The sequence below is a fragment of the Serratia sp. DD3 genome (assembly GCF_000496755.2).
Map to the genome: position 1 here is coordinate 69,197 of NZ_AYKS02000079.1, position 12,809 is coordinate 82,005.

The 12,809-nt window shown below is 48.7% G+C and carries 12 protein-coding genes; 7 read left to right on the forward strand and 5 right to left on the reverse strand.

What is annotated here, in order from left to right; genetic code table 11:
• The first annotated feature begins 122 nt into the window (after window positions 1-122).
• From selD to IO95_RS15665, 4 genes are all read left to right on the forward strand, one after another.
• Window positions 123-1,172 carry a selenide, water dikinase SelD gene (gene selD / locus IO95_RS15650; protein ID WP_023490162.1) on the forward strand — a complete coding sequence of 350 codons (1,050 nt, stop codon included), beginning with the start codon at window positions 123-125 and terminating at the stop codon, window positions 1,170-1,172.
• Window positions 1,166-2,284: a tRNA 2-selenouridine(34) synthase MnmH gene (gene mnmH / locus IO95_RS15655; RefSeq protein ID WP_023490163.1), complete on the forward strand. Its 1,119-nt coding sequence runs from the start codon at window positions 1,166-1,168 to the stop codon at window positions 2,282-2,284. The genes selD and mnmH overlap by 7 nt, the downstream gene beginning before the upstream one ends.
• Entirely contained in the window at window positions 2,284-4,209 is a 1,926-nt protein-coding gene (locus tag IO95_RS15660) for a DNA topoisomerase III (RefSeq protein WP_023490164.1), read from the forward strand. The genes mnmH and IO95_RS15660 overlap by 1 nt, the downstream gene beginning before the upstream one ends.
• Before the next feature lie 182 nt (window positions 4,210-4,391).
• Window positions 4,392-5,039, forward strand: coding sequence for a riboflavin synthase (locus tag IO95_RS15665; protein ID WP_023490165.1), 648 nt, complete (start codon window positions 4,392-4,394; stop codon window positions 5,037-5,039).
• Window positions 5,040-5,170: 131 nt separating this feature from the next.
• Here the strand turns inward: IO95_RS15665 and punC are convergent, their stop codons facing one another.
• Window positions 5,171-6,373 (reverse strand): purine nucleoside transporter PunC, encoded by a 1,203-nt coding sequence (gene punC, locus IO95_RS15670; RefSeq protein ID WP_023490166.1) that lies wholly within the window; start codon window positions 6,371-6,373, stop codon window positions 5,171-5,173.
• A gap of 129 nt (window positions 6,374-6,502) precedes the next feature.
• Between punC and punR the strand changes: the two genes are divergently transcribed.
• On the forward strand, window positions 6,503-7,447 hold the full coding sequence (gene punR / locus IO95_RS15675; protein WP_023490167.1) for a DNA-binding transcriptional activator PunR: 945 nt from the start codon (window positions 6,503-6,505) through the stop codon (window positions 7,445-7,447).
• Here punR and purR read toward each other — a convergent pair.
• Window positions 7,444-8,469: an HTH-type transcriptional repressor PurR gene (gene purR, locus IO95_RS15680; RefSeq protein ID WP_023490168.1), complete on the reverse strand. Its 1,026-nt coding sequence runs from the start codon at window positions 8,467-8,469 to the stop codon at window positions 7,444-7,446. The two genes, punR and purR, sit on opposite strands and share 4 nt — an antisense overlap.
• Before the next feature lie 689 nt (window positions 8,470-9,158).
• Between purR and IO95_RS25260 the strand changes: the two genes are divergently transcribed.
• The gene (locus tag IO95_RS25260; protein ID WP_023490169.1) at window positions 9,159-9,248 is read left to right on the forward strand and encodes a YnhF family membrane protein; all 90 of its coding nucleotides are present in this window, start codon (window positions 9,159-9,161) and stop codon (window positions 9,246-9,248) included.
• A 275-nt stretch (window positions 9,249-9,523) separates the two neighbouring features.
• On the opposite strand, the gene sodB is transcribed toward IO95_RS25260, so the two are convergent.
• Window positions 9,524-10,102 carry a superoxide dismutase [Fe] gene (gene sodB, locus IO95_RS15685; RefSeq protein WP_023490170.1) on the reverse strand — a complete coding sequence of 193 codons (579 nt, stop codon included), beginning with the start codon at window positions 10,100-10,102 and terminating at the stop codon, window positions 9,524-9,526.
• A gap of 216 nt (window positions 10,103-10,318) precedes the next feature.
• Entirely contained in the window at window positions 10,319-11,134 is an 816-nt protein-coding gene (locus IO95_RS15690) for a C40 family peptidase (protein WP_023490171.1), read from the reverse strand.
• Between the two features lie 459 nt (window positions 11,135-11,593).
• Between IO95_RS15690 and IO95_RS15695 the strand changes: the two genes are divergently transcribed.
• Window positions 11,594-11,941: a Grx4 family monothiol glutaredoxin gene (locus IO95_RS15695; RefSeq protein ID WP_200874178.1), complete on the forward strand. Its 348-nt coding sequence runs from the start codon at window positions 11,594-11,596 to the stop codon at window positions 11,939-11,941.
• 71 nt (window positions 11,942-12,012) lie between these two features.
• Here the strand turns inward: IO95_RS15695 and rnt are convergent, their stop codons facing one another.
• Entirely contained in the window at window positions 12,013-12,699 is a 687-nt protein-coding gene (gene rnt, locus IO95_RS15700; protein WP_023490173.1) for a ribonuclease T, read from the reverse strand.
• Between the last annotated feature and the right edge of the window lie 110 nt (window positions 12,700-12,809).

Below are 12,809 nucleotides of genomic sequence, written 5' to 3' on the forward strand. Positions count from 1 at the left end.
ATTGATTCAAGCTACAGGGTATCTACCTTTCGGACCTTTCTGTACCCACCTCAGCAGTTTGAATGACGATGGGAATAACCCGTTATGATATCCTGACGCGCATTACTCAGAGGGAGTGGATTATGACATTGCCAGCGATTCGTTTAACCCAGTACAGCCATGGTGCTGGCTGTGGCTGCAAAATCTCACCGAAAGTACTTGAGACGATATTGCACAGCGAACAGGAAAAGTTTGTTGACCCTAATTTATTGGTGGGGAATGAAACCCGTGATGATGCGGCCGTTTATGACATCGGTAATGGTGTCGGCATTATCAGCACCACTGATTTTTTTATGCCGATTGTCGATGACCCGTTTGATTTTGGTCGCATTGCCGCGGCCAATGCCATTAGTGATGTCTACGCGATGGGGGGGAAACCCTTGATGGCGATTGCCATTCTAGGCTGGCCGATTGCCACATTACCCGCAGAGGTGGCGCAACAGGTAATTGATGGTGGGCGATACGCTTGCCAGCAGGCCGGTATCGCGTTGGCTGGGGGGCACTCGATTGATGCACCCGAGCCCATTTTTGGCCTGGCTGTTACGGGTATTGTCAGTACCGAACGGGTAAAGAAAAATAGCGCAGCACAAGCGGGAGCTAGGCTGTTCTTAACCAAACCGTTGGGTATCGGTGTGTTGACCACCGCAGAGAAGAAAAGCAAATTGCGCCCAGAGCATGAAGGGTTGGCCACCCAAGTGATGTGCCAATTAAATAAGCCTGGGGCTGAATTTGCTGACGTTGCCGGTGTCACGGCAATGACTGACGTGACCGGTTTTGGTTTGCTTGGGCACTTAAGTGAGATGTGTCAAGGCTCAGGCTTGCAAGCGACACTGTGGTTCGATCAGGTACCCCGGCTACCCGAGGTAGAATCCTATATTAAACAAGGTTGCGTACCGGGTGGGACGCAACGCAATTATGAAAGCTACGGCCATCTGATTGGTACCATGACTGAGCTGCAACGCCAATTGTTGTGTGACCCACAAACCTCTGGCGGGTTGTTACTGGCGGTACTGCCGCAAGCGGAGGCTGACGTGCAGGCGATTGCGGCACGCCATGGTATTGCCATCAACGCCATAGGTGAATTGCATGCCGTCCGCCCTGGTAAACCATTGATTGAGGTTATCGAGTGCTAACGCAGCAGTTACGGGGTGACACGAAAGATTATCAGCGCATTTTCTTAGAGGATGTTCCGCTTATTGATGTACGTGCACCCATCGAGTTTCGGCAAGGTGCATTCCCGTTGACAGTCAACTTGCCACTGATGGATGACCGCGAACGCCAAATAGTGGGGACCTGTTATAAACAACAGGGGCAACAGGCGGCGATTGCTTTAGGGCACAGCCTGGTCAATGGTGAGTTACGGGCGCAGCGGACTCGTGCCTGGATTGAACAGGTAGCACAGCAGCCAAGCGGTTATCTCTACTGTTTCCGTGGTGGATTGCGCTCTCAACTGGTACAGCAGTGGCTACATGAGGCCGGGGTCGATTATCCGCGGATTATTGGTGGTTACAAAGCGCTGCGCCATTTTCTACTGGAGACACTCGAATCGGCGATGACCTTGCCGATGGTGATCGTTGGTGGCAATACCGGTTGCGGTAAAACGCTACTGATTAATGAAATGGCGTCCGGTATTGACCTGGAAAATCTGGCCCATCACCGTGGTTCATCTTTTGGCCGAACCTTGACCAAACAACCTAGCCAGATTGATTTTGAAAATCAATTGGCGGTGCAGATGCTGAAAAAACAGCATGGTGGCTGTCGCAAGTGGATAGTGGAAGATGAAAGCCGGACGATTGGTTCTGATAGCCTGCCGTTGAGTTTATTCAATGCCATGCAGCAAGCACCGGTGGTGGTGATTGATGATCCATTTGACGTGCGCGTGGCAAGGCTGCAGGAAGAGTATATTGACCGGATGCGAGCCGATTTCGAACAGACCTACGGTGAACTGGAGGGTTGGCAGCAATATGATGAGTATTTGCATCACGGCTTGTTTGCCATTCGACGCCGTTTGGGGTTGGAACTCTTCCAGCAGTTAACACAAAGGTTGGAAGAGGCGCTGCAATTACAACGGGCCACCGGTAACAGTGATGCTCACCAGCAGTGGTTGGTGCCATTGTTACAACACTACTATGATCCGATGTATTGCTATCAATTGGAAAAGAAAAACCAGCGCGTGATTTTCCGTGGAAACTATGCGCAGGTGAAAGAATTTTTAATGGCCTATAGCCAGAATAACGGTGAGTAATGCGACTGTTTATAGCCGAGAAACCGAGTTTGGCCCGTGCCATTGCTGATATATTGCCGAAGCCCCATCGCCGTGGGGATGGGTTCATTGCCTGTGGCAGCCATGACGTGGTGACCTGGTGTGTCGGGCACTTGCTGGAACAGGCTCAACCCGATGTTTACGATAGTCGTTATGCCCGTTGGTCATTGGCAGACTTGCCAATTATCCCGCAAAAATGGTTGTTACAGCCGCGCCCCTCGGTGAGCAAGCAACTGAATGCCATCCAGCGTCTACTGGGCGAGGCCGATGAAGTGATCCATGCCGGTGACCCTGACAGAGAGGGGCAACTGCTGGTGGATGAAGTGTTGGATTACTTGGCACTGCCGGTGGAAAAGCGGCAGAACGTGCGCCGTTGTCTGATTAACGATCTTAACCCTCAAGCGGTCGAACGGGCGGTTGAACGCCTGCGCGATAACCGCGATTTTATTCCCTTGTGTGTTTCTGCGTTAGCCCGTGCGCGTGCTGATTGGCTGTATGGTATCAATATGACGCGTGCTTATACCTTGCTGGGGCGTAATGCCGGCTATGATGGCGTGTTATCCGTGGGGCGGGTGCAAACACCAGTATTGGGATTGGTAGTGCGCCGTGACGAAGAAATTGAAGACTTTGTATCGAAAGACTTCTTTGAAGTGAAAGCGCACATTGTGACGCCAAAAGAGGAACGCTTTGTTGCTTTATGGCAGCCCAGCGAGTCTTGTGAACCTTATCAGGATGAAGAGGGGCGTTTACTGCACCGGCCTTTGGCAGAGCATGTGGTCAAACGTATTGAAGGCCAGCCAGCCCAAGTCACCTCCTATAATGACAAGCGGGAATCGGATACTGCGCCATTGCCCTTTTCTCTGTCTACGTTACAAATAGAGGCTGCCAAACGTTATAACCTCAGTGCCCAACAAGTATTGGATATCTGCCAACGGTTGTATGAAACGCATAAACTGATTACCTATCCCCGTTCTGATTGCCGTTATTTACCGGAGGAGCATTTTGTTGGGCGGCATGCGGTATTGAATGCCATCAGTGCCCATCAACCTGACCTTTACCCACAGCCGGTGATTGACAGCGAACGCCGTAACCGCTGCTGGGATGATAAAAAGGTCGATGCGCATCACGCCATCATTCCCACGGCACGGGGCGGTAAAGTTAACCTGAGCCAAGACGAACTGAATGTTTATACGCTAATAGCCCGGCAATATTTGATGCAGTTTTGCCCGGATGCCTTGTTCCGCAAGTGCGTTATTGAGTTGGATATCGCGGGTGGCAAATTTATTGCCAAGGCACGTTTTCTGGCGGAAGCGGGCTGGCGAACCCTATTGGGTAGCAAAGAGCGTGATGAGGAAAATGAAGGGGCGCCATTACCGGTGGTGGCTAAAGGGGATGAGTTGCTGTGTGAACGCGGTGAAGTGGTTGAACGGCAGACGCAACCCCCCAGACCGTTCACTGATGCCAGTTTGCTTTCTGCCATGACGGGGATTGCCCGTTTTGTGCAAGATAAAGCGCTGAAAAAAATCTTGCGAGAGACCGATGGCTTGGGCACCGAGGCAACGCGGGCAGGGATTATTGAGCTGTTATTTAAGCGCGCGTTTCTTTACAAGAAAGGACGCTATATTCATTCAAGCCCCACCGGGCGTGCCTTGATCCACTCATTACCGGATATGGCAGCGCGTCCTGATATGACGGCCCAATGGGAAGCAACACTCACCCAAATCAGTGAAAAATCCTGCCGTTATCAGGATTTTATGCAACCGCTGGAAGCCACCTTGCAGGAATTGATCTATCAGGCCAAGCAGAGCCGCGCCAGTGTCGCGTTTCGTGGCTTGCCGAGCTCGCCACCGACAGAGGGCAAAAAACAGAAAAAAAGCCCCCGTAAAGTGGCAAAAAAAGCGGAGTAAATCGCCAGCGAATAGCGCTACTGATTTGATGGTGCGCATCTCCGCTTTATTCAGATGTCGCCATACTCTATCGCTTGATTAAACAGGCGCTAGAAACAGGATTTTTTGCTTCAGTAGTTTGGTTTTCACTGCTAACTGGGGCAAACTGCTTACAGTACATTGAGTTCAGAAAAGAGGCCAACATGTTTACCGGTATCGTACAGGGCACCGCAGCGCTGGTTGCCATTGATGAAAAACCTAATTTTCGCACCCATACAATTGAAATGCCCGCTGAACTGTTGCCAGGGCTCGAGCTAGGCGCTTCGGTGGCGCATAATGGTTGTTGCTTGACGGTAACCGCCATTAACGGTAACCAAGTGACGTTTGATTTGATCAAAGAAACGTTACGCTTGACCAATCTTGGTGATCTCAAACTTGGCAATAAGGTTAACGTCGAAAGGGCGGCCAAATTCAATGATGAGATTGGTGGTCACCTAATGTCCGGGCATATTATTTGCACCGCTGAAGTTGCCAAGATTTTTACCTCGGAAAATAACCGTCAAGTATGGTTACGGATGCCAACGCATGATTTGATGAAATATGTGCTGCATAAAGGCTATATCGGCATTGATGGTATTAGCCTGACCATTGGTGAGGTGGTTAATAACCGCTTTTGCGTACACTTAATCCCGGAAACCCTTGAGCGTACCACGTTGGGCAAGCGACGCCTTGGCGATAAAGTGAATATCGAGATCGACCCGCAGACTCAGGCCGTGGTTGATACCGTTGAGCGGGTACTTGCCAGCCGCGAAGCCGCTATGGCTGTAGCAGCGAATACAGTAGCCCAGTAAAAGCCTAAGAGTGATTAAAGCAGCCCAGGTTTGGCCGGGCTGCGACTATTCGACCAATAAAGTGTTTGGTGCCTTTGACACTAAACACTTGCTGCCATAGCTTATCGCGCTCGGCAAAAGTCATCTCATCATCAGACTGAGTCTGTACTTTCTTGTTGTAAACGCCGCTGTTTTTCATTGACGCCATAAAGTTGGATCACATAGCCCAAAGCGACCAAAAATACCGTAGTGAGCATGATGGTGACGGTTGCTACCAACGGTTGGCTAATAAATGCCGAGACCAGCAAACTGGAAACAAAACATAGACCCAATTGGATGGTATTTTGCAATGCGGCGGCTTTACCACTGCTTTCAGGGAACGGCATGAGCGCATTACTGACCAGAATAGGGTAGCTGGCACCGTTAACTAAGGCCATAAAGCAGAATGGGATCAGCAGAGTGGTTAACGTCGGTTCCGTTAATGTTGCCAGTAAATATAAAGCCAAGATACTGAAGCCATAGGCGAGCAGTAGCCAAGGCAACAAGAGATTACCGGAAATACGACTCAAGGCACTGCGGCAACTGTATCCACCCAGCAAAAAAGCCAGAGTCTGTGGAACATAGCTCAGGCCAATATCATTTGGGCTATACCCCATATCACCAAGGATAAATGGTGAGCCAGTCAGCCAAGCAAAAAAGCTGGCGGAACAGGCAGCAAAAATCATCACGTTGCCGCTAAATCGCGGGGATTTTAAAATCTGATAGAAACTGCTGCCGGGTTGTTTGTCAGTAGAGGGCACCAACCGGCTGTGATCGTTCAGTAATAGGGTAGGAATAAGCAATAATAATGTGATGGCAAGTAATACAATAAAGATGGCACGCCAGCCCATATGATTGAGTAACCAGGCACCGCAGAGTGGTGCTAATGCGGGGGAGAGGGCGACCAGCGGCATGATAGCGGCAAAAACACGGTTGACCTTACCGTCGCGGTAGCGATCCACCACGATGGCTTGCCAGGTGACTGCAGCAGAACAGACCCCAATGGCTTGAAGAAAGCGCAGTGACCACAGTTGGACTGCGTTTTCCACCCATAACATACCCAGGCAACCGAAGGCGAATAGCACTAGGCCAACCAAGAGCACCGGTTTACGCCCCAGGCGATCTGACAAGGGCCCCCACAGCAGTTGAGCAAAGGCAAACCCGGCCAGGAAAATACTCAAACTGGCACTGATGGCCCCAGGGGAAATCTGCAACTCCTGTTGCATAGCACCAAATGCTGGCAGATACATGTCGGTAGCCAGGTACCCCAACATGCTGAGGCCAGCAAGATAAAACATAAATCCAAAATTTCGCATGGTATTTCTCGTTAAAATTATGTTACGCAAATTTTTTTAGCGGCGGCAAGTGTATACGGCTGGATCTCTAGTTGTGAAACGGTATTATTTGCAAGGTGCTATTAAAAAATTTGAAGGCAGAATATCACTATGTGGTCTGAATACTCGTTAGATGTCGTTGATGCGGTAGCACGTACCGGGAGTTTCAGCGCAGCAGCACAGGAATTACATCGTGTTCCTTCAGCGGTGAGCTATACCGTGCGGCAACTGGAACAATGGTTGGCGGTCCCTCTCTTTGTGCGCCATCACCGTAATGTGGAATTAACACCTGCGGGCTCACTGTTTATTAAAGAGGCGAGAGTTGTTATCAAAAAAATGCTTGATGCGCGTCGACAGTGCCAGCAGGTTGCTAATGGTTGGCGTGGTCAGTTAAGAATTGCAGTTGATTTGATTGTAAAGCCACAGCGTAGCCGCCAGCTATTACTGGATTTTTATCACCATTTTCCTGATATGGAGTTGGTGCTGCAGCCAGAGGTGTTTAATGGGGTATGGGATGCCTTGGTTGATGGCCGTGTGGATATGGCTATCGGTGCGACACGTGCTGTGCCCGTAGGGGGGGGTTATGCATTCCGTGATATGGGCTTTATCAATTGGCTTTGTGTGGTCAGCGCCAGTCATCCTTTGGCGGCGATGAAAGGCCCCCTCAGTGATGAGCAATTACGCGCTTACCCTTCGCTGGTGTTAGAGGATACATCACGTAATTTACCCAAACGAGTAACTTGGTCGCTGGATAACCAACGGCGCTTAATGGTGCCTGATTGGGTTTCTGCGGTGGATTGCCTATGTAGCGGCTTGTGTGTGGGGATGGCGCCAGCCCACCGGGTATTACCGTTGGTACAAAGCGGAGAGTTGGTGGAGTTACAACTGCGTGAACCCTTTCCTCCAAGTGCTTGTTGCCTTACCTGGCAGCAAAAAGCGCAGTCACCTGCCATGTCTTGGTTACTCAACTATCTGGGTGACAGTGAAACCCTTAATCAAGAATGGCTGAGCGAGAACTCGCCGGAAAGTCTGCAGCTTCCCGGCGTGAGCGATTAACGACGGTAATCGATAAAAGGACCATCGGCGACAGAACGGCGTTCGATCAGGGTTGGGTGAATTTCGATTACTTTGGATTGTTCACGTTTGCTGGTAATGCGGTCCAGCAAGATGGTGAAGGCCATTTCACCCAAGCGTTCTTTGGGTTGATGGATAGTGGTCAGTGCCGGGGTAAAGTAGCGAGCATTGCGCACATTGTCATACCCGATCACCGAAATATCTTGTGGCACGCGCAACCCCAGTTCATCAGCAGCACAGATGGCACCCATCGCCATAATATCACCGCCACAGAAAACGGCAGTAGGGTGTTGCTTTTGCGACAGGATCTGGTGCATGGCTTGGTAACCAGAGTCCGGCTCGAAATCACCTTGAACGATCCACTCTTCACGGATGTCGATATGTGCTTCCTGCAGCGCTTTCAGGAATCCCTGATGACGTCCACCGCCGGTATTACGCGAAAGTTGGCCAGGAATCGCGCCGATATCCCGGTGCCCACGTTCGATAAGATAACGGCCAGCCAGGTAACCGCCCGCAAAAGCATTATCAATAATGGTATCAGTAAAATCCTTGCGTGCGCTGCCCCAATCCATAACCACCATAGGGATATTGCGGTAATCTTCCAGCATTTCCAGTAAAGGCTCTGGATATTCGGAGCACATTACCAGCAAGCCATCAACGCGTTTTTGCGCCAGCATCGACAGATAGGCTCGTTGCTTATCCAAATCATTGTGAGAGTTGCATAAGATCAAGGTATAGCCTTGGCTATAGCAACTGTTTTCTACTGCCTCGATCACTTCGGCAAAGTAGGGGGACTCGCTGGAGGTCGCCAGCAAACCCACCGATTTGGTATGATTAACCTTCAGACTGCGGGCCACAGCACTGGGCGAATAATGTAGCTCCTTAATCGCAGCCCAAACGGCTATCTTAGTCTCTTCGGCGACGAAACGCGTTTTATTAATAACGTGTGAAACGGTCGTTGTGGAAACGCCCGCGCGCTTGGCTACATCTTTAATCGTTGCCATGTAAAAAATGACTCCTAAACCTACATGTCCATTATGCAGGTGTGATGTTAATCGTTTGCCTACCTGTCTAGATAACCGTACCTGATGTCGCTTCACGTTAAGCATCTGGCTTGTGGGCACGATGCGGAACGCTGACACGCCGTGAACCCATCCGTGGGGGCTCGTATCGCGCATCCATGCGCTCAACGCTCAGCTAACCTGCATCATACCCACCTGGAGGCATAGTTATTTAGATAAGCGAAAACTGAGTTTTTAGTACTGAATTCGTCAGTCGCTTAAACAGGAGGGCATTACACCGGTATGCGGTTATGAATGGGCGATTTTGTCGTATATTGCAGCAAAGTGGAAGAGCTAATCATGTATTTAACATCAAGTTTATTCGAGCCATAACGGATACACCGTCATTTAGATTGTAATGGGGGCATAGACTACTGGGATAACAAGAGATAAGTCACGAACTGTGGGAAAAATGATTTGCTGTATTGGCTGCGTCGCTTATGCTTGAGTAACCACATACCTGAGTTTATTTCGGTTGCAATGAGTAGTCGCAATGAGCAGTAACAATAAATAGTCATAACGGGGCAAATCAGTAAGCAGCCCCCCGGTTACTGAGGCAGCTACGTCACGAAAGGGCAACCAGGAACCATACCACTTACAGTACGACGAAGATCATAGAGAGGGAGACGTTTATGGATACCAATTTGAAGATGTCATTGTTTACTACCTGCTGTGCATTGGCAGTGATTATGGCGTTCGGCCTTATTGCCGCATTAAATTAGTTTATACACAAGTTCAATCAAGATGCAGCTAGGCGGCAAGCAAGTGAATCCCTAGGAGCATAGCCCACTATGTGACTAGGGTGAGTGCGCGTAGCCAACACCGCAGCAGTTTGATTGGCGACGGGTATATTCAGGTTGCTGGGCGGTCAGCCACAGTAATGTCAATGACGAGTACCATAAATTAAGGCGCGGAAAAATTCCGCGCCTTCTTTATTGGTAACAGCTTTATGAGTAACAGCTCGATAGGTCACTGTTCTCTGAGCAATTGCCGGCGATTAAGCCAGGTTTTCTGCTACAAATGCCCAGTTGACCAATGCCCAGAAGTTTTCCAGGTATTTAGGGCGTGCATTACGATAGTCGATATAATAAGCATGTTCCCAAACGTCAACCGTCAATAACGGCTTGTCAGCGCCAGTCAGTGGGGTTGCTGCATTGGAAGTACTGACGATTGCCAGTGAACCATCAGCTTTTTTCACCAGCCAGGTCCAGCCGGAGCCGAAGTTCTTTATTGCGGCATCGGTGAATTGATCTTTAAATGCAGCGAAAGAACCGAAAGATTTGTTGATGGCTTCAGCAACAGCACCCGTTGGCTCATTGCCGCCTTGTGGTGACAGGCAGTGCCAATAGAAGGTGTGGTTCCATACCTGTGCGGCGTTGTTGAAGATACCAGCGGTGGAAGTTTTGACGATCTCTTCCAGGGTTTTGTCTTCGAACTCGGTACCTTTCACTAAGTTATTCAGGTTAACCACATAGGTGTTATGGTGTTTACCATAGTGGTATTCCAGAGTTTCAGCGGAAATATGAGGCTCAAGCGCATTTTTTTCATACGGTAGTGCAGGTAATTGAAACGGCATTGCTTTCTCCTTTTTATATACAGAGTTCTCTCTCGTTAGCGCCAGTCAGAGCCGCGGAGAGAGGAAACACAGAATTGTTATAGATATTTCATAGTTGTTAATCTTATCAACTTTCCGAGTGAATAAAAGATCCAATGTGTACTAATTGAGTAACTAACTAAATAACAAGAGAAAAAAGGAGAGGCTGAGTTTAACTACTCAGCCAGCGAAGGTGGATTAGCGGATGTTTTTAGGTGTAACCACACGGCGGGCACCAATATAGTGGTTTTGCCAGTAGTCATTATTCAACTGAGTGATTTGGATCTCTTCACCCGTGCGTGGCGACTGGATAAACTTACCGTTACCGATATAGACGCCAACATGGTCCGCAGTGCCGCGATTATTGATACGGAAAAACACCAGATCACCTGTTTCCAATTCACTACGTTTGACAGGGGCGGCATCACGCAAGTGGAACATTTCGTTAGCAGTCCGCGGCATTTTGATCTTGACGACGTCTTTGTAGGCGTAATAGATCAAACCACTGCAATCGAACCCGGTACCTGGTGATGAGCCTCCCCACTTATAAGGTTTACCCATTTGTCCCATCAGCTTACTGACGGCGGTTTGCTTGGCACGCTGAAAACGTTTTTTGTGCTCAGGGCTAAGTTTTAGTGTTTTTTCCTGTGTCAGCAATTTTGCCGTAGCCTTACCGGCTTCACGATGACGGCCATAACCCTTTGTTTTTCCTTTTTTGCTGGGGGTCACTTTAGTACCGGCGATTTTCCGGGTGCTAGTTTTTGACTTCAGGCTGCTGGTTTTCTTGCTGGTCTTCACTGCAGAGGATGACGCTTTTACTGCTTTTGGTGGAGAGGCGAGCTTTGCTTTTTTGCTGGTTTTATCGGCTTTCTTTTTCTTACCAGCATTTGGCTGAGCTTGCTTAACGTGGTTTTTGCGTTGCTCAGCAGAAACATCAGCCCGCGGCGCAGCATGGGCGAGGTTAAAGAACAGTTGTGTGAATAGCAGCATTAAAAATGTTGTAATTAACCGCATGTCTATATTACCAACCTTGGCTCAAACAGAAAATGTATAAATAATGTACTTGCTAAATCCGAGTACAATAATCCCGAAGTTAACCATATAACGTGCTATTGATCTCATAAATAATGATTTATTTTGTGAGAAAACATTAATGACTTTTTATCAGGTCAAAAAATAGCACATTGAAAGATCAAACTGCGTTCAGCAGTAGCATTGAAAATTATTATTCATTAATCACAGATCGTCAAAAAATATTTACCATAGGGATAAGTCTCACGGCCTTGGCTTAACATTAGGGCGGGCATAAATGCTATTTAACCTTCATCGCACTGTGTCAAATCAATCAAATCACTTAAGTATAGGGCGGAGGAGGGAGCATACCCATGCAAAAGATAGTGTTTTCTTGGTCTGTTGCTACCGCTACAATATCCGTATGATGTATTTGTCGCCATGGTATAGCTTGAGGAAGCAATAATGAGCACGATTGAAAAAATTCAGCAGCAAATCTCCACTAATCCCATTCTGTTGTATATGAAAGGCTCGCCGAAATTACCCAGTTGTGGTTTTTCTGCTCAGGCTGTGCAGGCACTCTCCGCTTGTGGTGAACGCTTTGCCTATGTGGATATTCTGCAAAACCCGGATATTCGTGCAGAGTTGCCTAAGTATGCTAACTGGCCAACATTCCCACAATTATGGGTAGACGGTGAATTGATTGGTGGTAGCGATATCATTGTTGAGATGTATCAGCGTGGTGAACTGCAACCATTAATCAAACAAACGGCTGAAAAATACAAAGATCAGCAAGAGATACAGCCGTAACAGTGAGCAGATATTAAGTGATAATCATTCCCTGCCTGAGTGTAAAGGCAGGGAACAAACCTGCTCTGAGCTTAAGATTTTTCCGTCAGGTCCCCGGTAATTGGCCAGCCGCCCAGGCGTTTCCAGCGGTTAACCAATTCGCAGAATAGCAGGGCGGTTTGCTCGGTATCATACAACGCCGAGTGTGCCTGACTGCTATCAAACGCGATACCCGCAGTAATACAGGCTTTAGCCAGAACCGTTTGCCCTAATACCAACCCACTTAATGCGGCGGTATCAAAGGTGGCAAACGGGTGGAATGGGTTACGTTTCAGGCTGGCACGTTCCGCTGCCGCCATCAGAAAGCTGTGATCAAAGTTGGCATTATGGGCGACGATAATTGCGCGATTACACCCTTGGTCTTTAATGCCTTTACGTACCGCTTTAAAAATCGCGTGTAACGCATCATATTCGCTCACTGCCCCACGCAGCGGGTTATGTGGGTCAATGCCATTAAAAGCCAGCGCCTCCGGTTGCAGGTTGGCACCTTCAAACGGTTCTATATGAAAATGTAGCGCTTCATCTTGTTGTAACCAACCGTGCTCATCCATTTTCAAGGTGACGGCGGCAATCTCCAGCAGCGCATCGCTCTTGGCGTTAAATCCGGCAGTTTCTACATCAATAACAACGGGATAAAATCCACGAAAACGGCCACTGAGGGCATTAAGATCATTTTTTTCGGTCATCGGTTTCTTATCTTGATCGAATACAGCGCGCATTATGCCAAATTTATGCCCTTAATGCAGCGCAGAGAGCAGATATATACCCAAGTTCAATGGTGTTGCAGTAGGCGACAAGAGAGTGAGTCCCTGGGAACATAGATAACTAT

Bases quoted from the DNA above. Each gene is read 5' to 3' on its own strand.
- selD (WP_023490162.1), top strand. From the start codon at position 123: ATGACATTGCCAGCGATTCGTTTAACCCAGTACAGCCATGGTGCTGGC.
- IO95_RS15660 (WP_023490164.1), top strand. From the start codon at position 2,284: ATGCGACTGTTTATAGCCGAGAAACCGAGTTTGGCCCGTGCCATTGCT.
- IO95_RS15665 (WP_023490165.1), top strand. From the start codon at position 4,392: ATGTTTACCGGTATCGTACAGGGCACCGCAGCGCTGGTTGCCATTGAT.
- punC (WP_023490166.1), bottom strand. From the start codon at position 6,373: ATGCGAAATTTTGGATTTATGTTTTATCTTGCTGGCCTCAGCATGTTG.
- punR (WP_023490167.1), top strand. From the start codon at position 6,503: ATGTGGTCTGAATACTCGTTAGATGTCGTTGATGCGGTAGCACGTACC.
- purR (WP_023490168.1), bottom strand. From the start codon at position 8,469: ATGGCAACGATTAAAGATGTAGCCAAGCGCGCGGGCGTTTCCACAACG.
- IO95_RS25260 (WP_023490169.1), top strand. From the start codon at position 9,159: ATGGATACCAATTTGAAGATGTCATTGTTTACTACCTGCTGTGCATTG.
- sodB (WP_023490170.1), bottom strand. From the start codon at position 10,102: ATGCCGTTTCAATTACCTGCACTACCGTATGAAAAAAATGCGCTTGAG.
- IO95_RS15690 (WP_023490171.1), bottom strand. From the start codon at position 11,134: ATGCGGTTAATTACAACATTTTTAATGCTGCTATTCACACAACTGTTC.
- rnt (WP_023490173.1), bottom strand. From the start codon at position 12,699: ATGCGCGCTGTATTCGATCAAGATAAGAAACCGATGACCGAAAAAAAT.